Genomic DNA, 23,745 nt, shown 5'->3' with positions numbered 1-23,745 from the left:
ATTTTTGGTGGTAATTAATGCAATAATTTCAAAATTAAGGTTAGTAAATTCTTATCCTAATTATCTATGTAAAGATTAGATTACTAAAAATAGGAATAGCTTTTTAGTTGTACCTTAGTTGAAAACAAAATACAACCCATTAACACTACAACATGAAAAGATGTTTTTTCTTTTTGATTTGCATTATACTTAGCGTTTCAGCTTATTCGCAGATAGATACCTCGGCTTACCGCACCATAGCAAATGCTATTCAAAAAAAGTATGCTCCAGATAAAAGAACGGTTTATTTTCAAGTTCGCTTTAAAGCGGATACTGTTTTTGTAGAAAGTACCTCTAAACAGGCAGTAGCAGCATTTGAAAAATCTTTTCCTAAAGATGCGAAGGACGGACTAAACGTAGAGGTTTTACCTGCTAAGCAGTTGAAAGACTTAATTTATGGCGTAACTACTATTTCTGTTGCCAATAACCGAAGCCAGCCTTTTCATGGCGCCGAGCTGATGACACAAACCCTTTTGGGTACGCCCATACAAGTGCTTAAAAAACAGGGCGGATTTTATTTAGTGAAATCGCCAGATGGTTATTTGGCATGGACAGATGGTGGCTCCATTGCTTTGATGAACGAAAATAAATTTAAGGAATGGCAAGCAGCTAAAAAAGTGGTTTTTGTGAACGATTATGGCCACGCTCTAACAAAAGCCGAAACTGGTGCGGCAAGGGTTTCTGACTTGGTAGCTGGTAATATTTTGAAGCTTTTAACAGTTGAAGGTACTTTTACCAAAGTGGGTTTTCCCGATGGGAGAGAGGCTTATGTGCCAACAGCGCAACTTGCCGATTACAACCAATGGATTAATAGACCTTTGCCCGCTGCCGATGCTATTTTAGCTACTGCCCAAACTTTACTTGGTGTGCCTTATTTATGGGGTGGCACTTCAATTAAAGGGGTAGATTGTAGCGGTTTTACAAAAACGGCTTACTTTTTAAACGGCGTAATTATTCCCCGTGATGCTTCGCAGCAAGCACTGGTTGGAGAGAAATTAGATGTTTTAGAAAACGACTCGATTAGTGTAGAAAAGTGTCTAAAAAACCTACAGCCCGGCGATTTAATGTTTTTCTCTGCTGCAAAGCGAAGAGGTGTAAACGGAAGTCGTGTTACTCATACTGCAATTTACATGGGCGAGGGGCAGTTTATCCAATCGGCAGGAATGGTGAAAATTAGTAGCATTTTGCCTGAGGCTACAAACTATGATGAGTACCAAACTAAAACTTTGGTTGGCGCAAGGCGCATTTTAAATCAAGTGGGGCAGCCAGAAATTACTAAAGTAGAAAAGCACGATTGGTATTTTAGCAAGAAGTAATGAGTATTACCATTTATCATAACAGCAAATGCAGTAAGAGCAATATTGCGTTAAAAGAAATCACACAAAGTGGAGAGCCTTTTGAAGTGATTAACTATTTAGAAGATGTACCCAGCGTTGAAGAGCTAAAGGACGTTTTAACTAAGTTGAATTTAAAACCCTTTGATATTGTTCGTAAAACGGAGAAGGTTTATTTAGAAAAATACAAAGGTAAAGAACTGTCTGATGAGGAATGGGTTAAGGCACTGCATGAAAATCCAATTTTAATACAACGTCCAATTATTGTTAATGGAGATAGAGCTGTAATTACCAGGAGCGAAGAGGCTATGGATAGCATTATATAAATTCAATAAAGTAAGTTAAGCTTTAGAGATTAAGTGTTTTGCTAGCGATAGCGCTTCAAGCCTTTGTTAAGCTTATTTTCGGTTCCCCACCTTTCGGGTAGCGCCAGTAAGCCAAGGCACTCACTTTAAAAGAAACCTGCGGAGCAAGCATGAAGACAAACAAAACAAATACTAAAACGGAATAAATAAGCAACCGAGAGTTTATCAGCAAAGCTGATGAGCTCCGTAAACTCCGGTTTTGTTAATTTTGCGGTCAACCTGCGAAGCAAGCTTGAAGGCAATTAAAAACAGAAAGAAATTCTGAAAAAAAGTAAGAGACAAGCAGCGGCGAGCTTAAAGATGTAGCAAAAAAATCCCGATTTTTTAGGTCGGGATTAAATATTTATGATTGGCTCAGCAAACTTCTCCAACTTACTTTGCTTTCAATAGTCCAGTGCAAATCTTTAATTTCAATACGTTGTTGCTCCATCGTATCTCTATGACGGATGGTAACCGTATTATCCTCTAGCGTTTGGTGATCTACCGTGATACAGAAAGGCGTGCCCACCGCATCTTGCCTGCGGTAGCGTTTACCAATCGCATCCTTCTCTTCGTAAATACAGTTGAAATCAAATTTCAGCGCATCCATTACCTCACGAGCTTTCTCTGGTAAGCCATCTTTTTTAGTTAATGGGAAAATAGCCGCTTTAATTGGCGCTAAGGCAGGATGCAAACGTAATAAGGTTCTGCTGTCTTGTCTTTCTGGCGTACTCAAATCTTCCTCTTCCAATGCGTTAATCATCGTTAACAAGAACATTCTGTCTAAACCAATCGAAGTTTCAATTACATAAGGAACGTAGTTGCCATAAGGTTTGCCGTTTTCATCCAGTTCAGCATCAAAATACTGCATTTTTTTACCGCTAAACTCTTGGTGTTGCGTTAAATCAAAATCAGTTCTGCTGTGAATACCCTCTACCTCTTTAAATCCAAACGGGAATTCGAACTCAATATCTGTAGCCGCGTTAGCATAATGCGCCAATTTCACATGATCGTGGTAACGGTATTTCTCTGGTGCTGTGCCCAAAGCTTTGTGCCATTTCAAACGAGCTTCTTTCCAGTATTCGAACCATTTTTTATCCTCGCCTGGGCGCACAAAGAATTGCATTTCCATTTGTTCAAACTCACGCATACGCATAATAAACTGACGGGCAATTACTTCATTTCTAAAAGCTTTACCAATTTGCGCAATCCCGAACGGAATTTTCATCCTGCCCGTTTTTTGTACGTTCAAAAAGTTTACAAAAATACCTTGAGCCGTTTCTGGGCGTAGGTAAACTTTCTCGCTACCATCGGCCATGGCGCCAAACTGCGTGTCAAACATCAAGTTAAACTGGCGTACATCAGTCCAGTTTTTAGTGCCACTCACTGGGCAAGCAATTTCATGCTCTTCAATCAATACTTTTAAACGAGGCAGATCCTCAGCTTTCAAAGCATCATCCATGTCAGCTTGCAATTTTGCAGCCTTTTCGGTTTTGCCGTCTTTTTCGTATTTGGCAATTTTATCCTCCAATAATTGGTCAGCACGGTAGCGTTTTTTGCTATCCTTATTGTCAATCATCGGGTCGTTAAAACCATCCACGTGTCCGCTGGCTTTCCATACTTTAGGATGCATAAAAATGGCAGAATCAAGACCTACAATGTTCTCGTGCATTTGCACCATTGCTTTCCACCAATAGGTTTTAATGTTGTTTTTCAGTTCGGCACCCAATTGGCCGTAGTCGTAAACCGCACTTAAACCATCATATATTTCGCTGCTTTGGAACACAAAACCGTATTCCTTTGCATGTGATATTACGTTTTTAAAAATTTCGTCGTTGTTTTTTTGAGCCATAGTGGCGTCAAAGTTAAAAGTTAAAAGTTAAAAGTTATAAGATAAGCGCTTTAAAATGTTTTGAAAAGCAAAGCAACGGTTCCATCGCTTCCGAAAGCCCTGCTATACATTACAAGTCCGCACTCGCTACGCTCGCTTGCGGGCTTTTCATTCCTATCAGGTTTAATTAACAAATGTTAACATTTCAAACTTTGCGTTCTTTGCGAAACTCTTCCATCCTTTGCGTTAAAAATAATCATACCGATATTTTCAAACTTAAACATCCTTTGTTATAAAAAAAAAACGAAAATAACCGCAAAGTTTCTAAAGTTTTCGCAAAGTACGTAGAGAGATATAAAACCTTAAATCTCTTGCATGGTTAAAAAAGGAATAAACCTAATTTTTTCCTACATTCGGTAATTTACAAAGCACAATATAAAATGAAGAGGATACTTTCCATAGATGGCGGTGGTATTCGTGGTATTATACCAGGGATGATTTTGGTAGCATTGGAAGATAAAATCCAGCGAGCAACCCAGAACCCCAACGCCCGTCTTACCGATTATTTCGATTTTTTTGCAGGCACAAGCACGGGTGGTATCTTGTTATCTATACTATTGTGCCCTAGCGATGATGAACCCACCAAGCAAAAATATAGCGCAAAGCAAGCGCTCGATATATACCTTAACCATGGAGTAGAAATATTTGCCGCAAAACCATGGCGGCGTTTCCTTAGTAAATTTGGTTTGTTGAGCGAGCTTTATGATGCCACAATTTTAGAAAAAGTGCTTTATGGTTATTTCGGAGATAAAAAATTAAGCGAATTGATCAGGCCTTGTATCATTACTGCGTATGATATTGAGCTCCGTAAAAACCATTTGTTTCGCCAACAAAAGGCAATTTCTAATGGAGATTCTCGCGATTTCTTCATTAGAGACGTTTGTAGAGCTACTTCTGCTGCACCAACTTATTTTTCTGTGGCAGAAATTTTTTCACTAGCAAAAACACGCTATCCTTTGGTAGATGGAGGCGTGTTTGCACACAATCCATCGCTATCGGCTTTGCTGGAGGTTATTAAAAATTATAATACCTACAAAATAGATGATTTTTGGGTGCTATCTCTGGGTACAGGTTTATCTAAAATATCCTACAACTACGAAGATTTTAAAAAGAAACGAGCAATTTCTATAGGTCCGGCGCTGGTAGATATCATGAGTAGCAGTTCTGCCGAGAGCACAGATTATTTTATGAAACAGCTTTTTCACTCTGTTAAAAAAAGTGGTAATTACATTCGTATAGAGCCTAATAATTTATCCTCAATTGATCCCGCTATGGATGCCGCTACACCCCATAACATTCAAAAAATTATTTCGCTTGCCGATAAATTGGTTAGCGAGAATGAAGATTTGTTAGATCAAGTTGTGGCTGGACTTATGCAAGATAAAAAAGATAAAAAAGACGACTCTGTTTGGAGTTTTTTGAAGAGGTGATACATTTTCTACAACTAAACATCCTTAAATTTTTTTGACTGCTAAAACAAAAACTAACTTTGCACTTCATCATCGTTAAAAAAACAAAAAGATGAAAAAAATACAACTCTTATTTTTAGCTATTGCATTAGCTGGGCTTGCCTGCATTGCGCCAGCTAAACATCATTACATCAGCTTTAAAACGGCTAAAGAATTTCAAGCTTTTTTAATAGAAAAACAAGGCCTTACCCATTGTTAAGTGCGCATCGAGGTGGCCCAATGGCGGGTTTTCCAGAAAATGCTATCGAAACTTTTGAGAATGCCACTACTTACCAGCCTGTTATTATTGAGTTTGATGTGGCTTTAAGTAAAGACTCTGCCTTAGTAATTATGCATGACGATAAACTAGACCGAACTTCTACGGGTACAGGCTCAGTTTCGTCATATACTTACAGCGAGCTACAAAAGTTTACGTTAAAAGACGACGATGGAGAAGTAACCGATTTTAAAATTCCTACACTAGAAGAAGTATTACGTTGGGGCAAAAATAAGGTGCTTTTCACTATTGATATCAAGAGGGGAGTGCCCTACGAGAGCATTATTGCTGCGGTGCGCAAAACTAAATCAGAAACTAATTCCATCATCATTACTTATAACGCTAACCAGGCGGCAAAGGTACACGAGTTAGCACCAGATTTGATGATTTCGGCAACAGTAAAAAGCCCCGAAGATTTAGAGCGTTTGAACCAAATGGGTGTGCCCAATGATAAGATTGTTGCCTTTGTGGGTGTTGCCGAACCAAATCAAAGCCTTTATAAATATCTAAACAGCAAAGGCATTAGTACTATTTTAGGTACCATGGGCAACTTGGATAGGAGTGCAAGGGCAAATAAAAACAGACAAGTATATCGCAATTTGGTAGCCAATGGTGCCGATGTGCTTTCTACCGATGATATAGTGTTAGCCGGCGAGCAATTAGATGCCTATCGTAACGAAAAACAGTTGCATTTAAGAAACTTAAAGCGATAATATTTTGAGTGTAGTAGTAAGAAATTTAGCCAAACATTATGGCGAGCAAAAGGCCGTAAACCAAATTAGTTTTGAAGCAAAGCCTGGGCGTATATTAGGTTTTTTAGGCCCAAATGGTGCGGGTAAATCTACCACCATGAAAATGCTGACTGGTTATTTGCAGCCTACTGCTGGCCAAGCCGAAATTGCTGGTAAAGACATCCAATTAGAGTCGTTACAAATTAAAAAACTGATTGGCTACCTGCCAGAAAATACCCCTTTGTATATGGATATGTATGTTCGTGAGTTTTTAGGCTTTGTTGCCGAAACTTACGGGCTAAAGAATAGATCGCAAAGGGTAGAAGAAGTAATTAAGCTAGTTGGTTTAACGCAAGAACAGCACAAAAAAATCGGGATGCTATCTAAAGGTTACAAGCAGCGGGTAGGTTTGGCACAAGCCATTATCCACCAACCGCAGGTGCTGATCTTGGATGAGCCAACATCGGGTTTAGATCCTAATCAGTTAGCCGATATTAGGGCATTGATTAAAAACTTAGGTAAGGATAAAACCGTAATTATTTCTACACATATCATGCAAGAAGTAGAAGCGCTTTGCGATGATGTCATTATCATTAACAAGGGTATTTTGGTAGCCAATGCTTCTATTGCTGATCTTAAAAAAGAACATTCTGGTGCTTCTTTGGAAGATATTTTTAAAAAATTAACGAAATAATTAATTGCTATTTAACGTGAGTTCGGGGATAAGAAAATTATGCTATTTGCTAGCGATAGCGCATCAAATCTTCGTTCAGCTAATTTTCGGTCTCTTATTTTCGGGTCGCAGCAATAAGCCAAAGCACTTTCTTTGAAAGAAAAATAAGCAGCCGAGAGTTTTTGTTACTTTTTGCGGTCAAAAAGTAAGAGCCCAGCGGCGGCGAGCTAAAAAAAATACGTTCAATGCGAATTTCTCAAGAATTGTAAAAATACTTAACCCGAACTCACGTTATTTAAGAAATCCACTTTAAGTTTACCCATTGATATGAAATTTAAGCTATTCATTGCTGTGTTTTTTGTAGCTGCACTACTTTCGTTTAATGTGCAGGCTCAACAAATCAAAATTGGTTTGGCTCCAGAAATTAACCTGCCTACTGGCAATGCTTCTAGCATTAGTGGTGTGGGCTTTGGTGGCGCTATAAAAGCCGAAATTGGCATTGCCGATAGGTATGCCATTACCGCTAATGGAGGTTATAACCTGTTTTTAACCAAAAGAAAATTAGGGACTAAATTAGCGAACATAGCAGCTGTGCCAGTTAAGCTGGGTTTTAAGCATTACCCAAGCCAAGATTTTTATATAGAAGGACAAGCGGGAGCTGCTTTTCATGTCGGCGGCGCCTCTAAAACTTCCTTCATTTGGTCGCCAGGGTTTGGAACCTATATTAAAACAAGCAGCTCGAATAGTAAACTAGAATTTGGTTTGCGTTACGAAGCTTGGACAAATGCCAGTTATGGGGCAACTTCTACACTAAAAACCACAAGTTTTAGTTTTATTGGTTTAAAATTAGGCTACGTTTTTGGTTTGTAGTAAAAAATATTTCGCTGATTTTCATTTGTTTGTAATTTTTTTGATGTGCTTTTGTAACGATTGGCAGTATTGTTGCTTCTATTGGAGCGATTATTAATCATTAAAACAAATTTAAATTACTTAAAATGAAAAAATTATTATTATCATTTGCTCTTGTGGCTGGCTTAGGTTTAGCTGCTAATGCGCAAACAGAAGGTGCAGTTAGAAAATTAAGCATTGGTGCTGAATTTGGTTTTCCTACAGGAGAAGGTTCTGAAGACAATATGATTGTAGGAGGATCTTTGCAGTATGAGCACCCAGTTGCAAAATCATTTAACATTACTGGTTCTGCAGGTTATTTATCTAACATGTTAACGGGAGACACAAAAGATGCAGTTAAAGCGTTTGGCGGAAAGACTAGCTATGGCTTCATTCCAGTGAAAGCAGGTGGTAAATACTACTTTGGTGGTAACTTTTATGGTGCTGCAGAATTAGGTGCTGCAATTGCCACAGAAGAAGGAATGGGTACTGCATTTGCTTATGCTCCTAGCTTAGGCGCTTCATTTTCATTGGCAGATAAATCAAGCTTAGATTTTGGTGTACGTTATGAAACTTGGTCCAAAGATGGTTCTTCATCTTTTGTAGGCTTAAGATTGGCTTATGCGTTCGGCCTATAAGCAATAAATTATAAAATATTATAATGAAAGCCCTGTTTTTTAAAATTGGGCTTTTTTATTTGTACTAAATTTATAGTTTTGCATCTAATTAATTAACAATCAAAAAAATAATCAAATTAAAATGAAAAAAATTTTTCTATTATTAACGCTCGCAGCTGGTTTAACCACTGCTGTTAACGCTCAAGACAAACCTGTTTCTTTTGGAGTTAAAGCTGGTGTTGCTTTTCCAAGTATTACTCTTTCTTCGATGGGTATTTCGGTAAATACTTCATCTAAAACATCGTTTTATGTAGGTGGTATAGCAGATATTAACATTTCACCTATTTTCTCTTTTCAACCAGGCTTAACCTATGTAGGTAAAGGCGGTAAATTCGACCTTAGTGAAATGGTGGAACAAATTGGTGTTGATCCAGAAGAATTGGATGGAGTTGATGCTGTTACGTTTAATTATTCTTATTTAGAACTTCCTTTAAATCTATTAGCAAACTTTAATGCAGGCACCGGAAAGTTTTTTGTAGGTGCAGGTCCTTATGCGGCTTATGCTTTGTCTGCCAATATGAAAGCTGGAGATCAAAAATTAGATGCTGAATTTGGTTCTGAGGAAGGGCAGTTAAAAAGAATGGAGTTTGGTTTAAATTTCTTAGGTGGATATAAACTGAGCAATGGACTAAATTTGCACGCAGGCTATGGCTTAGGGTTAAGCACTACAGAAAATAGTAGCGAAGGCACTACCAAAAACAAAGTTTTCTCTGTTGGCCTAGGCTTCAACTTCTAAGAAGAAATAAAAAATAATTAAAGCCGTTCCGATTTTTCGGAAGGGCTTTTTTGTTTTAACAGATATTGTATAACTTCGGCAATCCTATACCAAAGCATGTTAGCAGTATTTAAAAGAGAATTATTCAGTTTCCTCAGTTCGGCTATGGCCTACATTACCATTGGCATATTTTTGCTGGCCTGTGGTTTAATGTTTTGGTTTTTTCCAGATACCTCTATTTTAGAGTACGGCTATGCCGAAATGGATGGTTTCTTTAGCTTAGTTCCTTACCTGTTTATGTTCCTTATTTCGGCCATTACTATGCGTTCTTTTGCCGAAGAAAGAAAAGAAGGCACTTATGTGTTGTTAGCTACACGGCCACTTACTGATATGCAAATTATTTTGGCCAAGTATTTGGCCTGTATGGTTTTGGTACTTTTTTCTTTGCTGCCCACTTTGGTGTACTACTACAGCATTTCGCAATTAGGTTTGCCCAAAGGAAATATAGATGCTGGAGCGGTAATTGGTTCGTACATAGGCTTGTTCTTGTTAGGGAGTGCGTTTACGGCCATCGGCGTTTTTGCTTCGTCCATTACAAAAAATCAGATCATTGCTTTTGCGGTAGCGGTATTTTTGTGCTTTTTTGCTTACAGTGGTTTCGATTCGCTAAGTAAAATTACCGCTTTGGAAAGCTTAGCAACCTCTTTAGTAAATCTAGGGATTAACGAGCATTACCAATCTATCAGTAGAGGAGTTTTAGACACTAGAGATCTGGTTTATTTCATCACTTTTGTGGCCTTGTTTTTAGGTTTAACCAAGTTGGCAATAGGAGGTAGAAAATGGTAGGTAAGGGAGCAAGGAACAAAGAACAAGGAGTAAAGACTAGATGGCTTAGATTTTCGCTGTTCGTTTTGGTATTGGTGCTAATAAATGTTTTGGCTCAGTTTGTTTACACCAGAATAGATTTTACCAAAGAAAAACGCTTTACGCTTACCGAAAAAACTAAAGAAGTTTTAAAGAGCAACAAGCATGATGTTTTGGTAACCGTTTTTTTAGACGGAGATATGCCGGCAGCTTTTAAACGCTTGCGTAACGCCACTAAAGATATGTTAGCCGATTACAAGGCTTATGCTAATGTAAACTTTAAGGTGGTTTTTGTAGATCCAATATCTGGGTTAACTGCAACAGAACAGGATACGGTAATGCAGCAGTTGTACCAAGTGGGCATTAAACCTACCAATATCAATATTAAAACCGATGCAGGATTTGCCGAAAAGTTGGTGTTCCCGATGGCTTTAATAGAAAGCAATGGCAAGCGTATGCCTGTTAAATTGCTTCAAAACTTAGGGGGCGAAGCTTCAAATTATGAGGAAAACATCAATAACTCCATCAAAAATTTGGAGTATGTATTTACTTCATCCTTAAAAAAGGTTATTTCTGGTTACAACCCACGTATAGGTTTTACCGAAGGCAATGGAGAGCTGAGCGATGCTTACTTATTTGATGCTATGAGTGCGCTTGCTGATAGTTATGTGGTGGGTAGGGTAAACTTAGATTCTATTACCAAGCAAGGTTTAGATAGTTTAAAAATGTTGGTAATTGCCAAGCCTTTAAAGATATTTACGGAAGCGCAGAAATACAAAATCAATTATTTTGTGATGAAGGGCGGCCATGTGTTATGGTCTATAGATCAGGTACGTATGGAGCTGGATAGTTTGCGTAGCGGAAGATCTTTTATGGCTGCCAACAACAATCTTAATTTAGACGATATGCTGTTTGAGTACGGCGCTCGTGTAAACTATGATATTATTGCGGATGTAAATTGTGCAGAAATACCGATAGCTACTGGTGGACCAAGGGGCGATATACAGATGGCGCCGTGGTTGTATTATCCAATTTTATTGCCCGATACCAGCAATAACGTAGTTAAGAATTTGGATAATATTAAAGCTGAATTTGCGAGCACCGTAGATACTATTGGGAGTAAAAATGTGAACAAGCGGATCATTTTAACCACATCGCCTTACAATAAGGTTTACACTTCTCCTAAAATGTTTAACCTGCAAATGGTAGAAGAAGAACCTACGCAGAAGGCGTTTACTAGTGTGCCTAAAAGCGTGGGGGTGTTATTAGAAGGTAATTTTAAATCGGTATTTTTAAATAGGCCAATACCCGAAGGTATTACAGAGAAATTTAATTTGCCTGCGCAAAGTAAACCCACCAAAATGATCGTTTTGGGCGATGGCGATATTTTCCGTAACCAAGTGGCGGCAGATGGCTCGCCTTTTCCACTTGGTTTTGATAGGTATACGCAGCAAAATTTTGGTAACAAAGCGCTGCTGCTCAATATTGTAGATTATTTTACAAACGAAGATAATTTAATCGCACTGCGAAATAAAGAAGTTACCATAAGGCCATTGGATAAAACCTTGGTGCGTACAGAAAAAACGAAGTGGCAATTGGTAAATACGGTATTGCCAATTGCGTTGTTAATATGTTTTGCAATTTTTCAACATTATTACCGCAAGCACAAGTATGCAAGGTAATTTTCATACTTTTGAGTCTATATAAAACAAGCTATGAGATTTATAGTATCCACATCGACATTATTAAAACATTTACAAACCGTTAATGGTGCTTCGAGTAGCAGCACGGTATTGCCTATCTTGGAAAATTTCCTGTTTGAAATTAAAGAGGGAAATTTAACTATCTCTGCAACCGATTTACAGACTAGCATGACCACTTCTTTGCCTGTAGAATCTAAGGAAGAAGGTAAGGTTGCGGTTCCATCTAGAATTTTGTTAGATACGTTGAAAACCTTGCCAGATCAGCCTATTACTTTTCATGTAGATGATAATAATTTTGCTATAGAGATTAGTGCAGGCGACGGAAAATATAAGTTAAGTGGCGAAAATGGTGATGATTTTCCTAAAATTCCGGTGGTAGACAATGCCTCTTCGGTTAATTTACCAGCAACGGTTTTAAGTGAAGCAATAACCAAAACCATTTTTGCAGTAAGTAACGATGAACTTCGCCCGGCAATGACTGGTGTGTTTTGCCAATTGTCTCCGCAAAATATCACTTTTGTAGCTACAGATGCACATAAATTAGTACGTTATAGAAGAAATGATAGCAAGGCTGAGAAAGCTTCTTCGTTTATTTTGCCTAAAAAAGCATTGACCTTGTTAAAGGCTGCTTTACCAAATACCGATGTAAATGTATCGGTTGATTACAACGCTACCAGTGCATTTTTCAAGTTCGAAAATATCAATTTAATTTGCCGTTTAATTGATGAGCGTTACCCAGATTACGAAGCAGTAATACCTGCAAATAACCCTAATAAATTGGTAATTGATAGGGCTTTGTTCTTAAATACGTTACGTAGGGTAGTTATTTTTGCTAATAAAACTACACACCAGGTTCGTTTAAAAATTAACGGTAGCGAGTTAAATATTTCTTCCGAAGATTTAGATTTTGCTAACGAAGCTCACGAGCGTTTAAGCTGCCAATATGATGGCGAAGATTTAGAAATTGGTTTCAACGCCCGTTTCTTAATTGAAATGTTAAACAATTTAAGTGGCGAAGAAGTTACTTTAGAACTTTCTACGCCAAACAGAGCAGGTTTGTTGATTCCTCAAACTAACGATGAAAATGAGGATGTATTGATGTTGGTAATGCCGGTAATGTTGAATAATAGTTATTAAAACTTGTTACGGGTTATGAGTTCTGGGTTATCAGTCTAGTCCCATAACACGTAACTCATAACCCGCAACTTTAAATAAAAATGTCCCGACCAAATCGGGACATTTTTATTTAATTGCAGTCATATTTTAAAAATTAGGTGTTTATCTAAACGATATCCTTACTTTTGTGAAAAAATAAAAAACAGTGGAATTTTTCGATTTACTTGTACAGCTACTTACCAATACAAAAGATACTTTAGAGCAAATTATGCAAGAGTATAGAACGTGGACTTACCTCATTCTATTCATGATTATTTTTGCAGAAACAGGATTTGTAGTAACGCCATTTTTACCTGGAGATTCGATGTTGTTTGCCGTGGGCGCCTTGGTTGCTGGCGAAGGAACAGGTTTAAACATTTGGTTTATGCTCCTGATACTAATTGCTGCGGCTATTTTAGGCAATTCGCTTAATTATCAATTAGGTAAGTATTTTGGTATTAAGGTTTTTAAGGAAAATAATAAAATTTTAAAGCTAAAATATTACCATCAGTCTCATGCGTATTTCGAGAAACACGGAGCAAAAGCAATTGTTTTTAGCCGTTTTTTACCAATTGTAAGAACCATTGCGCCGTTTGTGGCTGGTGCAGCCAGAATGTCTATAGGTAAATTTCAATTTTATAACATTGTAGGTGGTATTGGTTGGATTGCCAGTTTGTTGTTTGCCGGCTATTTATTAGGTAAAATTCCTTTTGTAGAAAAGAATTTCGAAATCTTAGTATTGATTATTGCCGTAGGTACTTTTGTGCCAGTAATTTATGGAGCTCTCAAATCGCTTTTCTCTAAAAAACCTGTGGAGCAACAAATAGAAGAAGAAATTAAGTAGGTTTAATCGTTGATTTGTTTAATCGGTTAACTTACGTTAGTTATGGATGTTTTTAACTGTTTATCAGAAAGTTAAATGTTTATACCGAAAATGTGATTTTCAAAAATAAACCTAAAAGCTGATGCTGAAATAAATTCAGCATGATGAACTGCTCGTACAGTCACCCTGAATTTATTTCAGGGTCAGTTAGTCAAGATTAAGACCCATAATTCGTTAACTATTAATTGGCTGAGAGTTTTAATCATTAACTATCAGCACATCGTAAAGTGTAGCAATTAATGTTCATTAAGTTAAAGAGAAAAACCTAGAATATTGTCATCCTGAGCCTGTCGAAGGACAAATATTTTGGGGTTTTCGACTGCTAGAAAAAGTCTTCGACAAGCTCAGACTGACATAAAGTTCCTTAAATTAATGATTGGCTTAGCGGTCGCAATTAACCAGTTCAACAGTTAACCAATTAACCCAATTCCAGTTAAAACTCCCTGCCAATAATTTTACCTTCTTGGTACTTTTGGTCTATCTTTTCTGTTTGTTTTTTATCTTCAATGGTAGCTTCAATTCTAATCATATTTCTCAAATCGGGCTGGCCGGCGTCTATCCAGGCAGAGTACCAAAACGAGCCTACCTTAATAATTGATGACTTCATTTGTCGCTCTACCATGCCATTCATCATATCTTGATAAGCTTTGGTGTAGGCTACGGAATATTGTTTCATTACGTTTTTTCCACGCATAGAGAAATCATACTTTTGGTCTGCCGGAAAAGTTTCACTTAGTTTTTTTTCAAAGCTAAGTACGGTATCTACCATCGTATGCGAGTTTTTTACAATTTTCCATGCCTCTTTAAGTGGGTCTTCTATGTAGCTGGCTTTGCCCACTAAGAGATTATAGTCTTTCGAGAAAAGCTCCGGCACCCTGCTTTCCCAAAAGCCATGTATGCCAGTTTGGTTAGTGAGCTGCCCATTATAGTTGCGTGTGGTGTGCAAGGGTACGTGTGCATCGCCTATGTAATGCCCAAGATCGGTAGAGTAACGCAAAATTCTTGCCGAGTCGCGTTCCTTAAATGCCCTAACCAAGTTGTAATAAACCCGTTGTATGTGCCAAGGCACAATACCTTCTTTAGCGAGATGTTTTTCGCCATATTTTTTTACGGCATCGTTCCATTTTTCGGGTATGCTGTCAATGTTGCTTTCGTAGTTTTCTACATCAATGAAATGTCTAGGTGCTTCGGCGGTATCTGCATAACGTCGTTTATCGGGGTCTACGGCGTGTTCGGTAATGTATTTGTGGTTGTTCTTGTAAAAACCAACCATCCCTTCGGGCAAAGTAAAAATAGCCAATTGGTTTATCCGCTTATGCGAAAAAAAGCCCCACGACGAACACACCACAGCAACGCAAATAAGCAACAGATATATAACAAGCTTTTTCATGAAATCATATTTTATGATAGGTAAAAGTAATAAAAACCAAGCTTTGTTAGGTCAGTATCATAAGTTTTTTATCGGTGTTTTAAATCGTTAGCTCTTTTCAAAATCCCTATATTTGCAGCAAAATATAAATCTTATGCAAGAGATAAAGAAATATGTAGAAGATAACAAGCAACGTTTTTTAGACGAGCTTTTTGAGTTGTTGCGTTTTCCTTCGGTAAGTGCCGACCCTAAGTTTAAAGGCGATGTATTGAAAACTGCCGATTTTGTTGCTCAGAAATTGAAAGATGCTGGAGCAGATAACGTAGAGATTTGCGAAACTGCAGGCTACCCAATTGTGTATGGCGAAAAAATTATAGATGCTAGTTTGCCAACGGTTTTAATTTACGGGCACTATGATGTACAACCAGCAGATCCGTTGGAATTATGGCACACGCCTCCATTTGAACCAACCGTACGTGATGGTAAAATTTATGCTCGCGGTGCTTGCGATGATAAAGGCCAATTTTATATGCACGTTAAAGCATTTGAGCTGATGATGCAAACCAATACCTTGGCTTGTAACGTAAAATTCATGATCGAGGGCGAAGAAGAAGTGGGCTCTGCAAATCTTGGTATTTTCGTGAAAGCAAATACAGAGCGCTTAAAAGCTGATGTGGTTTTGATTTCTGATACTTCGATGATCAGTATGGAAAACCCTTCGATAGAAACGGGATTGCGTGGTTTGGCTTATATGGAAGTTGAAGTGGTAGGCCCAAATAGAGATTTACACTCTGGCGTTTATGGCGGTGCAGTGGCTAATCCAGCTACTATTCTTTGTAAAATGATTGCCTCTTTGCACGATGAGAATAACCACATCACTATTCCAGAATTTTACGATAAGGTTGTTGAGTTAAGCGATGCCGAAAAAGCAGCATTAAACTCTGCGCCATTTGATTTGGAAGAATATAAAAAAGATTTAGCTATTGATGCCGAGTGGGGCGAAAAAGGCTATTCTACCTTAGAGCGTACTGGTACAAGACCAACTTTAGAGGTAAATGGTATTTGGAGCGGCTACATTGGCGAAGGCGCTAAAACGGTATTGCCAAGCAAGGCCAATGCTAAAATTTCTATGCGTTTGGTGCCTAACCAAAATTCGGACGAAATTAGTGAGATCTTTGCCAAACACTTTGAAAAGATTGCGCCAAAAGGAGTAAAAGTTACGGTAACGCCTCATCATGGTGGCGAGCCGGTGGTAACGCCAACAGATAGCGTTGCCTATCGTGCTGCCGAAAAAGCTATTGAAGATAGTTTTGGTAAAAAGCCAATTCCTACTCGTGGCGGTGGCAGTATTCCAATTGTAGCATTGTTTGAAGATGTATTGGGTATTAAATCGGTATTGTTTGGCTTTGGTTTAGATAGTGATGCACTACACTCGCCAAACGAAAAATACGACATTTATAACTATTACAAAGGAATAGAAACTTTGCCTTTGTTCCATAAATACTTTGCGGAATTGAATAAATAGATTCATTTAACTCGCATTTGAAACCTCCTTGCTGTAAAGTTTGGAGGTTTTTTTATGTTAACCGCTTTTTAAAGTGGAGTTTACTTTGCCTAAGTATTTTTATCCCTAAAAAGAATGAGGTGCTAGAGGAAAATGACGAAGACAGCAACTTCTCTGTTTCTTTATACCAGTAATTGATATTTGTACTTTACACAGCAACATAACAATGAAATTTTCTATTAACAAACTGCTACTATTATTAAGTTGCTGGTGTTCTTTTGAGGCGTTTGCTCAAAAAAAGGAAATCAATGTGCTTAAATTTAAAGATGTAAAAGAACTGAAAGCTTTCTTTAAACATGGGAAAAATAACTTTCCAATTATTAGCGGGCACCGGGGCGGTATGACCAAAGGCTTTCCAGAAAACTCCATGGAAACTTTTGCCAATACCTTAAAATATATGCCGTCTTTTTTTGAAATAGATCCTAGACTAACCAAAGATAGCGTAGCTGTGTTAATGCACGATGCTACCTTAGAACGCACCACAAATGGTAAAGGCAAATTATCGGATTATACTTATGCCGAATTACAGAAATTGCGGCTTAAAGATCCGGAAGGAAATGTAACCGATGCTAAAATACCAACTTTAAAAGAGGCGATTTTATGGAGCAAGGGACGTACGGTAATGAATTTAGATAAAAAAGATGTGCCTTTAGAAATAACGGCTCGTATTTTGAAAGAATGTAACAATGAAGCTGTGATGTTAACGGTTCATAATGCCAAACAAGCTCGTTTCTATCTAGATCAAAATCCAAACTGGATGCTTTCTGTACATATTAAAACGAAGAAAGCTTATGATGAATATGTTAAGGCAAATATCCCTTGGGAAAGTATTATTGCTTATATAGGGCCAGAATATACGCCTGAAAATAAGGAGCTGATGAAGCTTTTGCAAGATAAAGGAGTAATGGTAATGATTTCATCGGCGCCTACTTATGATAAGTTAGCTACGCCCGAAGAAAGAGCTAAAGCTTATATTGATGTTTTTAAAGGCGGTGCAGATATTTTAGAATCAGATTTGCCTGTAGAAGTTGCCAATGCGATTAAAAATAGTGTACCAAAGAAAACACCACAACATAAATATTTGGGAAAAGAAAAGATATAATTGATTTGCGTTACGCAATAATCACTTTTACTCCTTTTTCTTCAATTTGTTGCACGATAATGTCAGGTACTTTATCGTCGGTAATTACGTACGCCACTTGATCGAAAGTACAAACTTTGCCCAAGCCACGCTTATCAAATTTGGTGCTATCGGCTAATATTACCACTGTTTGTGCGGTTTCAATCATCTTTTGGTCTAGTGCAGCTTCGGCTAAATTGGTTATCGAAAAACCGAAATCAAGGTCAATGCCATCAACACCTAAAAATAAAATACCACAGGAAATTTCTTCCAATATTTTTTCGGCAAAGTTGCCCGCTACCGACGATGAATTGGCTCTAATCATTCCTCCTAGTTGCAATACTTCAATATTAGTTCTATTACTTAGCTCTAAACCAACTTTTAACGCGGGTGTAATTACGGTAATATGTTCTGTAGGATTTAAAAACCGTGCAATTTCAAATACCGTAGATCCAGAACCAATGGTAATGCAATCTGTATTTTTGATAAGTTTGAGCGCAGCTTTGGCTATGCGTTGCTTTTCGTCGGCATTAATTAATTCTTTTTCATAAATGCTCCTATCGCTGGCATAAGGGTTTTTGATAGATCCCCCACCTCTGGTTCTAAATAAGAGGTTTTTGTCTTCAAGCATTTTCAAGTCTTTGCGTATGGTAACGCCCGAAACTTTCATCAAATTAATAAGCTCTATGATGTTTACTTTACCGTCTTCCTTTAGTTTCTGGAGAATATATTCGTGTCTATCCGTAATATTTTTCATGCTCGCCCAATTAAGTTAGTTGCTAATATATAGATTTATCGTTGCATAAAAAAAGCGCTATACCTAAACGATATAGCGCTCACATTTGCGTGTGTAATGCTTATTTTGTCTTGGCGTAATCTGCCGAATTTCTTTTCTCTACTTCTGTTTTGGTAGCTTTAAAGTTTTTGGTGTTTAAGCTGGCTAACTCATTGGTAGATACCGCATGTAATTGGGTATTTCCTGTTAATTTCAAAGCGCTTTCATTACTTAGTTTGGTGTATAAGCTTTCGGTATTTGAGCTAATTTCTGCTTTGGCGTTGTCTTGGATAATGATTTGTAAATGTTGCGCATTTAGGGTGTTTTTGGTATTTACTACTGCATTGCCGGCCACATCTACGCGGTAAACATTACCCACATAAAGTGTGATTTTTGCAGTCTCGCTGTTTTTCTTGGTAGAAACATAGATGGCATCGTCTGTTGCGTAAACTCTAGCTTTTGCTGTACCATCATTAGTGTACAGTTTTTTGCTGTCGTGGTCTTGCACTAAAGTAACTTCTACATTGCCCGAAATAACTAATTTTTTAGGGGCGGCTTGGTCTGTAGTACGGTAGGTAATGGTGCCGTTTACTTCGTTGTTTGCATAAACAGAAGATGTGGTAAGGGCTAAAGCTAAAATCCCGATAGCGAATAGCGAAGAAGTTCTTTGTTTCATTTGTTGTTGATTTTGTTTTTAGTGGTCAAATTTTCCTTGCCATAATTAAATCATCATTTGTGAGTTTTTGATGATGATTTAATTACGGGGCGGTTCGTAATTTATTTGTGTTTTGTTAGTAAGACGCAAACCACTTCAAAGCGTTGCACGCAAATTAGGAGTAATCGACCAACGCCCAATTTTTATCGACAAAACTCCGAAACTCTTCGTAGATTGTTAACGGAATGTTAGACAGGTGTAAAGTAGGAAGGCTGTAAAGTTGAAATGTTAGAAGGTTATGGCTCCTTACAACTTAACTGATAACTGGCTACTGCCAACTGGTTCCTAAACAACCCAACTTTCACACTTTTCTAAGAAAAACTCATCAGCTTCGGCACCAATACCTGGCGTATCGGGCACGTCGAGCATAAAACCTTGGTAAGTTAAGCCACCAACAACGGGATCAACCAAGTGGCCGAGTAGGCAAGTATCTAAATCAAAATACACCACATTAGGGCTAGCTAAGGCAAAGTGTAGATTGGCCGTTAGCGCCAATCTGCTTTCGAGCATACTTCCAATCATACATTTTACACCGTTTTGTAAAGCAACTTCATGTATTTTCTGAGCTTCTAAAATTCCTCCAGATTTAGCAAACTTGATATTCAAAAAAGTTGTAGACTGTGAGTTGATGAGTTTTCTTGCGTCGTGGTGGTTATAGCAACTTTCATCGGCCATTAACGCTATTGGAGAATTTACATTTAGTTCAGGAAGTTTATCATCAAACCAAGTACGCATAGGCTGTTCGCAAAATTCGATATTAAATTTCTCTAGTTCTGTTAAAGCAAAAAGCGCATCATCAAAACTCCAACCTTGGTTAGCATCTAAGCGTAAAGTAATTTCATCGCCCACGGCTTTTCTAATGGCGGCTACACGTTCAATATCTTCGTTAACTTTTTTTCCTAGTTTAATTTTGATAATGCTACAACCATTATTTACATGTTCTACGGCTTTTGCGGCCATTTGCTCTGGCGTGCCAATACCCAAAGTCATATCGGTTTCTATGGTGCGCTTGTGCCCGCCTAAAAACTGATACAGTGGTTGGTTGGTATTTTTAGCAGCAATATCAAAAAGCGCCATATCAAAAGCACTTTTAATAGTTGGGTTGTGAGCTGCGTAGCCTAGCAAATCATCCATCCTCGCCGGAATATCCAATGGATCTTTCCCTTTTAAAATTGCAGCAAAGTCTTTGGCCATTGCCAAGCAAGTTTCTTGAGTTTCGCCAACAATCATTGGAAAAGCCGAGCATTCGCCGCTACCATGAATACCTGCATCGGTAAAAATCCTTATCAAAACGTTTTGCGCAAAGTGCATGGTGCCGGTGGCAATTACAAAAGGTTCCATCGGGATACTAAAACGATAAATTTCGGTGTGGGTAATTTTCATAATTTGTATTGCGTATAGCGATTTGAGTAATGAGAGATTTGTTACTGTTTAATTGTCTAATTCAAATCTAAGTCTATCTTGTTCTATAATGTTTTTTAACTCTTCCTCTTTTGGCAGGTATAAAAGATATTTGCTAGCAAAAAGCTGGTTTTTATCGTTAAGCACGGAGTATTTTACAATGGTTTCATCTTTTTCAGAGCACAGCAATATGCCAATTGTTGGATTGTCGTCTTTATCTTTTTTCAAATCGTCATACATCCTTACATACATATCTATTTGTCCAATATCTTGATGGTTTAAACTTCCAGTTTTTAGATCGATGATGACAAAGCATTTTAAGATATAGTTGTAAAACACAAGGTCGATATAAAAGTCGGAAGTATCCGTTACAATGTGCTGTTGCCTGGCTACAAATGCAAATCCTTTTCCAAATTCGAGTAAGAATTTTTGTAAATGGTCTATAATTGCCGTTTCTAAATTTCTTGCTGTGGTAGAAGCTTCTGGGTTTATTCCTAAAAATTCGAAAATATATGGGTCTTTAATAAAATCTTGGATGTTAGGTGTTGTCGAATTTGCATTAGTCAAAGTTCTTTCGAAAGATAATGAATTGATCTGTCGTTGAAGTTCCCTACTATTCCAATTGCTACTGATGATACCTTTAATATAATAATCTCTTTTTTCTTCACTATCTAATCTTGAAAGTAGTCGGTAATGTGTCCAACTCAATTCGTGACGCAATGCGTCACGAATTGGAAATGCTCTATAAAAACTCCTTATATTCCGTAGATTGCTTTCATCAAATCCCTTACCGAACTCTAGCGTTAGCTGCTTAGATAAAACCTTTAAAGTTGCTTTACCATAATCTGCCCGATGTTTCTCCTGTTGCTCGTCTTCAACAATAAGTTTTCCTATGTGCCAATAAGACTCTAAAAGCGCAGAGTTAGCCATGCGAAATACCCTCAATCTAGATTGAACGATAATTTCTTTAATTGCGTTAAACAGTACATTTTCGGCTAATTCCATAGGTCACAACATTTACCTAAAAGTAGAAAAACGATAGCTAATCGCAAGCCTAAATTTGATAATTTTCAGTCTCCAATTTAAAGAGGCATTTATTCACAAAAACTTTTTCAAAACCTTATAGCTTACGCCGTAAACCTTATACCTTTACAATATGCAAGAACCTAATTCACTTATCCACGCCTCATCTCCTTATTTATTGCAACATGCTTATAACCCTGTAGAATGGTACGAGTGGAGCGAAACTTCGCTAAAAAAAGCGAAAGATGAAAACAAGTTGATTATTGTAAGCGTAGGTTATTCGGCTTGCCATTGGTGCCATGTAATGGAGCACGAAAGTTTCGAAAGCTATGAGGTGGCCGAAGTAATGAACAAGCATTTTGTTTGCATTAAGGTAGATCGAGAAGAACGCCCAGATATTGATCAAATTTACATGATGGCTGTGCAATTGATGAATGGCAACGGAGGTTGGCCGTTAAATGCGATTTGCTTACCAGACCAACGTCCAATTTACGGAGGAACCTATTTCCGCAAGCCAGATTGGATTAATATTCTATTGAACTTGGCAAATTTGTGGGAAAAGGAACCAGAAAAAGCGGTAAAGTACGCAGAGCGATTAACGGAAGGTTTGCAGCAAGCAGAGCTGATAGAGGCAGGTAATAAGGAACTAACCTTTAGCGAAGCGCAACTGGTAGAAATTGTAGAGCCTTGGAAACGTAATTTCGACCCAATTGAAGGCGGATACAATAGAGCACCAAAATTTCCTTTACCCAACAACTGGTCGTTTTTGCTGCGTTATGCATTTTTAAAAGACGACCAAGCTGTGATGATGCAAGTAATGACTACGCTAGAAGCGATGGCTACAGGTGGTATTTACGACCAGATTGGTGGTGGTTTTGCCCGTTACTCGGTAGATGGACAATGGCACGTGCCGCATTTTGAAAAGATGCTTTACGATAATGCGCAGCTAATAAGTTTATATGCCGAGGCTTATCAATGTTTAAAGCTTGAACCGTATGTTGCGGTAATTAAGCAAACTATAGATTGGATAGATAGAGAAATGACATCGCCCGATGGCTTATTTTATGCTGCTTTAGACGCTGACAGCGAAGGTGTAGAAGGTAAATTTTATGTTTGGAGCAAAGCCGATTTTGAAGCTGTAGTTGGTGCAAATCCGATATTGTTGGATTACTTTAATATTACCGAAGATGGCAATTGGGAAGAAGAATACACTAACATTCTACGACGCAATTTCTCGGACGAAACATTAATTCAAAAATACAATTTAGACGAGGCTGGTTTTGAGGCTACAATTGAAGAGGCGAAATTGAAGTTGCTAGCAAAAAGAGCAGAGCGAGTAAGACCAGAATTAGATGATAAATGTTTGACCGCTTGGAATGCCCAAATGATTAAAGCTTTGACAGATGCGGCTCAGGTTTTAAATGAAAACAAGTATTACGAAAAGGCTAAAAAAGCGGCTAGTTTTATCCTTAATAATTTGATGGATGAAGACGGCGGATTGTATCGCAATTATAAAAATGGAAAAGCAAGTATCAATGGTTTTTTAGACGATTATGCTTTTTTAATAGAAGCTTTAATTGCACTTTATGAAACTGATTTTAACGAGGCTTGGTTAAATGAAGCAAAAGAACTTACAGATTATGTTTTATCAAACTTTGCTGATGAGCACAATGTGATGTTCTTCTACACTTCTAACAAAGGCGAGAACTTGATTGCCCGTAAACATGAAGTGATGGATAACGTAATACCTGCTTCTAATTCGGTAATGGCGCAAAATTTACAAAAATTGGGTTTGTTTTTTGATGATGAAGCTTACAGAGAAAGAGCATCAGCTATGCTGAAAGCGGTATTGCCTCGTATCAAAGCTTATGGTTCTGCCTATTCTAATTGGAGTATTCAATTGCTAAATGAACTTAAAGGTATCAACGAAATTGCTATTGCTGGTACAGATTTAAGATTAGTTAAAAAGGAACTAGACCAACAGTATATCCCAAATAAAATTGTTTTGGCGGGAACAAAAAGTACATTGCCTTTATTGCAGCATAAGCAAAGCGAGCAAACTAAAATTTATGTGTGTAGAAACAAGACTTGTCAGCTACCCGTAGCTACCGTAGAAGAGGCTTTGCAACATATTAAATAGTGGCATCTTGTTTGTA

At 37.8% G+C, this 23,745-nt stretch carries 22 protein-coding genes; 16 read left to right on the top strand and 6 right to left on the bottom strand.

The features are described from left to right. The first annotated feature begins 152 nt into the window (after positions 1-152). Both OVA16_RS00295 and OVA16_RS00290 read left to right on the top strand, forming a co-directional pair. Positions 153-1,355, top strand: coding sequence for a C40 family peptidase (locus OVA16_RS00295; RefSeq protein WP_267762879.1), 1,203 nt, complete (start codon positions 153-155; stop codon positions 1,353-1,355). Beyond that, a complete protein-coding gene (locus OVA16_RS00290; protein WP_267762877.1) occupies positions 1,355-1,699 on the top strand; it encodes an arsenate reductase family protein in 345 nt (114 codons plus the stop codon). The genes OVA16_RS00295 and OVA16_RS00290 overlap by 1 nt, the downstream gene beginning before the upstream one ends. A 382-nt stretch (positions 1,700-2,081) precedes the next feature. On the opposite strand, the gene OVA16_RS00285 is transcribed toward OVA16_RS00290, so the two are convergent. After that, entirely contained in the window at positions 2,082-3,569 is a 1,488-nt protein-coding gene (locus OVA16_RS00285) for a glycine--tRNA ligase (RefSeq protein ID WP_267762875.1), read from the bottom strand. 419 nt (positions 3,570-3,988) lie between these two features. On the opposite strand from OVA16_RS00285, the gene OVA16_RS00280 reads away from it, so the two are divergent. From OVA16_RS00280 to OVA16_RS00230, 11 genes are all read left to right on the top strand, one after another. After that, positions 3,989-5,038 carry a patatin-like phospholipase family protein gene (locus OVA16_RS00280; protein WP_267762872.1) on the top strand — a complete coding sequence of 350 codons (1,050 nt, stop codon included), beginning with the start codon at positions 3,989-3,991 and terminating at the stop codon, positions 5,036-5,038. 91 nt (positions 5,039-5,129) lie between these two features. Beyond that, positions 5,130-5,276 (top strand): hypothetical protein, encoded by a 147-nt coding sequence (locus OVA16_RS00275; protein WP_267762870.1) that lies wholly within the window; start codon positions 5,130-5,132, stop codon positions 5,274-5,276. After that, positions 5,270-6,046, top strand: coding sequence for a glycerophosphodiester phosphodiesterase family protein (locus tag OVA16_RS00270; RefSeq protein ID WP_267762868.1), 777 nt, complete (start codon positions 5,270-5,272; stop codon positions 6,044-6,046). Before OVA16_RS00275 ends, OVA16_RS00270 begins: the two co-directional genes overlap by 7 nt. A 4-nt stretch (positions 6,047-6,050) precedes the next feature. Then, positions 6,051-6,758: an ATP-binding cassette domain-containing protein gene (locus tag OVA16_RS00265; protein WP_267762866.1), complete on the top strand. Its 708-nt coding sequence runs from the start codon at positions 6,051-6,053 to the stop codon at positions 6,756-6,758. A gap of 306 nt (positions 6,759-7,064) precedes the next feature. Further along, a complete protein-coding gene (locus OVA16_RS00260; protein ID WP_267762865.1) occupies positions 7,065-7,607 on the top strand; it encodes a hypothetical protein in 543 nt (180 codons plus the stop codon). 125 nt (positions 7,608-7,732) lie between these two features. Next, a complete protein-coding gene (locus tag OVA16_RS00255) occupies positions 7,733-8,263 on the top strand; it encodes a hypothetical protein (RefSeq protein WP_267762864.1) in 531 nt (176 codons plus the stop codon). Positions 8,264-8,384: 121 nt separating this feature from the next. Beyond that, the gene (locus OVA16_RS00250) at positions 8,385-9,038 is read left to right on the top strand and encodes a porin family protein (RefSeq protein WP_267762862.1); all 654 of its coding nucleotides are present in this window, start codon (positions 8,385-8,387) and stop codon (positions 9,036-9,038) included. Between the two features lie 96 nt (positions 9,039-9,134). Then, positions 9,135-9,863 (top strand): gliding motility-associated ABC transporter permease subunit GldF, encoded by a 729-nt coding sequence (gldF, locus tag OVA16_RS00245; RefSeq protein WP_267762861.1) that lies wholly within the window; start codon positions 9,135-9,137, stop codon positions 9,861-9,863. Further along, positions 9,857-11,563: a gliding motility-associated ABC transporter substrate-binding protein GldG gene (gene gldG, locus OVA16_RS00240; protein WP_267762860.1), complete on the top strand. Its 1,707-nt coding sequence runs from the start codon at positions 9,857-9,859 to the stop codon at positions 11,561-11,563. The genes gldF and gldG overlap by 7 nt, the downstream gene beginning before the upstream one ends. A gap of 33 nt (positions 11,564-11,596) precedes the next feature. Then, the gene (gene dnaN, locus OVA16_RS00235; RefSeq protein ID WP_267762858.1) at positions 11,597-12,721 is read left to right on the top strand and encodes a DNA polymerase III subunit beta; all 1,125 of its coding nucleotides are present in this window, start codon (positions 11,597-11,599) and stop codon (positions 12,719-12,721) included. 184 nt (positions 12,722-12,905) lie between these two features. Continuing rightward, complete coding sequence (locus OVA16_RS00230) at positions 12,906-13,583, top strand: VTT domain-containing protein (protein ID WP_420712331.1); 678 nt, start codon at positions 12,906-12,908, stop codon at positions 13,581-13,583. 472 nt (positions 13,584-14,055) lie between these two features. Here OVA16_RS00230 and OVA16_RS00225 read toward each other — a convergent pair whose 3' ends face one another. Continuing rightward, positions 14,056-15,012, bottom strand: coding sequence for a zinc dependent phospholipase C family protein (locus OVA16_RS00225; RefSeq protein WP_267762856.1), 957 nt, complete (start codon positions 15,010-15,012; stop codon positions 14,056-14,058). Positions 15,013-15,145: 133 nt separating this feature from the next. Here OVA16_RS00225 and OVA16_RS00220 point away from each other — a divergent pair, with 133 nt between their 5' ends. Continuing rightward, positions 15,146-16,516: a dipeptidase gene (locus OVA16_RS00220; RefSeq protein ID WP_267762855.1), complete on the top strand. Its 1,371-nt coding sequence runs from the start codon at positions 15,146-15,148 to the stop codon at positions 16,514-16,516. Between the two features lie 205 nt (positions 16,517-16,721). Then, a complete protein-coding gene (locus OVA16_RS00215) occupies positions 16,722-17,657 on the top strand; it encodes a glycerophosphodiester phosphodiesterase family protein (protein WP_267762854.1) in 936 nt (311 codons plus the stop codon). Positions 17,658-17,667: 10 nt separating this feature from the next. On the opposite strand, the gene OVA16_RS00210 is transcribed toward OVA16_RS00215, so the two are convergent. The 4 genes from OVA16_RS00210 to OVA16_RS00195 form a co-directional block, all read right to left on the bottom strand. After that, positions 17,668-18,432, bottom strand: coding sequence for a DeoR/GlpR family DNA-binding transcription regulator (locus OVA16_RS00210; protein ID WP_267762852.1), 765 nt, complete (start codon positions 18,430-18,432; stop codon positions 17,668-17,670). A gap of 100 nt (positions 18,433-18,532) precedes the next feature. Continuing rightward, positions 18,533-19,126 carry a GIN domain-containing protein gene (locus tag OVA16_RS00205; RefSeq protein WP_267762850.1) on the bottom strand — a complete coding sequence of 198 codons (594 nt, stop codon included), beginning with the start codon at positions 19,124-19,126 and terminating at the stop codon, positions 18,533-18,535. Between the two features lie 324 nt (positions 19,127-19,450). Then, positions 19,451-20,548 carry a mandelate racemase/muconate lactonizing enzyme family protein gene (locus tag OVA16_RS00200; RefSeq protein WP_267762848.1) on the bottom strand — a complete coding sequence of 366 codons (1,098 nt, stop codon included), beginning with the start codon at positions 20,546-20,548 and terminating at the stop codon, positions 19,451-19,453. A gap of 48 nt (positions 20,549-20,596) precedes the next feature. After that, a complete protein-coding gene (locus tag OVA16_RS00195) occupies positions 20,597-21,571 on the bottom strand; it encodes a PDDEXK nuclease domain-containing protein (RefSeq protein WP_267762846.1) in 975 nt (324 codons plus the stop codon). 151 nt (positions 21,572-21,722) lie between these two features. Between OVA16_RS00195 and OVA16_RS00190 the strand changes: the two genes are divergently transcribed. Further along, complete coding sequence (locus OVA16_RS00190) at positions 21,723-23,729, top strand: thioredoxin domain-containing protein (protein WP_267762844.1); 2,007 nt, start codon at positions 21,723-21,725, stop codon at positions 23,727-23,729. The last annotated feature ends 16 nt before the right edge of the window (positions 23,730-23,745 follow it).

It is taken from the genome of Pedobacter sp. SL55 (assembly GCF_026625705.1).
GTDB lineage: Bacteria > Bacteroidota > Bacteroidia > Sphingobacteriales > Sphingobacteriaceae > Pedobacter.
The sequence above is the reverse complement of the archived record's forward strand: the minus strand, read 5'-3'. Positions and strand labels throughout refer to the sequence as shown.

Coding starts and splice junctions, on each gene's coding strand:
- OVA16_RS00295 (WP_267762879.1), top strand. CDS start 153: ATGAAAAGATGTTTTTTCTTTTTGATTTGCATTATACTTAGCGTTTCA.
- OVA16_RS00290 (WP_267762877.1), top strand. CDS start 1,355: ATGAGTATTACCATTTATCATAACAGCAAATGCAGTAAGAGCAATATT.
- OVA16_RS00285 (WP_267762875.1), bottom strand. CDS start 3,569: ATGGCTCAAAAAAACAACGACGAAATTTTTAAAAACGTAATATCACAT.
- OVA16_RS00280 (WP_267762872.1), top strand. CDS start 3,989: ATGAAGAGGATACTTTCCATAGATGGCGGTGGTATTCGTGGTATTATA.
- OVA16_RS00275 (WP_267762870.1), top strand. CDS start 5,130: ATGAAAAAAATACAACTCTTATTTTTAGCTATTGCATTAGCTGGGCTT.
- OVA16_RS00260 (WP_267762865.1), top strand. CDS start 7,065: ATGAAATTTAAGCTATTCATTGCTGTGTTTTTTGTAGCTGCACTACTT.
- OVA16_RS00255 (WP_267762864.1), top strand. CDS start 7,733: ATGAAAAAATTATTATTATCATTTGCTCTTGTGGCTGGCTTAGGTTTA.
- OVA16_RS00250 (WP_267762862.1), top strand. CDS start 8,385: ATGAAAAAAATTTTTCTATTATTAACGCTCGCAGCTGGTTTAACCACT.
- gldF (WP_267762861.1), top strand. CDS start 9,135: ATGTTAGCAGTATTTAAAAGAGAATTATTCAGTTTCCTCAGTTCGGCT.
- gldG (WP_267762860.1), top strand. CDS start 9,857: ATGGTAGGTAAGGGAGCAAGGAACAAAGAACAAGGAGTAAAGACTAGA.
- dnaN (WP_267762858.1), top strand. CDS start 11,597: ATGAGATTTATAGTATCCACATCGACATTATTAAAACATTTACAAACC.
- OVA16_RS00225 (WP_267762856.1), bottom strand. CDS start 15,012: ATGAAAAAGCTTGTTATATATCTGTTGCTTATTTGCGTTGCTGTGGTG.
- OVA16_RS00220 (WP_267762855.1), top strand. CDS start 15,146: ATGCAAGAGATAAAGAAATATGTAGAAGATAACAAGCAACGTTTTTTA.
- OVA16_RS00215 (WP_267762854.1), top strand. CDS start 16,722: ATGAAATTTTCTATTAACAAACTGCTACTATTATTAAGTTGCTGGTGT.
- OVA16_RS00210 (WP_267762852.1), bottom strand. CDS start 18,432: ATGAAAAATATTACGGATAGACACGAATATATTCTCCAGAAACTAAAG.
- OVA16_RS00205 (WP_267762850.1), bottom strand. CDS start 19,126: ATGAAACAAAGAACTTCTTCGCTATTCGCTATCGGGATTTTAGCTTTA.
- OVA16_RS00200 (WP_267762848.1), bottom strand. CDS start 20,548: ATGAAAATTACCCACACCGAAATTTATCGTTTTAGTATCCCGATGGAA.
- OVA16_RS00195 (WP_267762846.1), bottom strand. CDS start 21,571: ATGGAATTAGCCGAAAATGTACTGTTTAACGCAATTAAAGAAATTATC.
- OVA16_RS00190 (WP_267762844.1), top strand. CDS start 21,723: ATGCAAGAACCTAATTCACTTATCCACGCCTCATCTCCTTATTTATTG.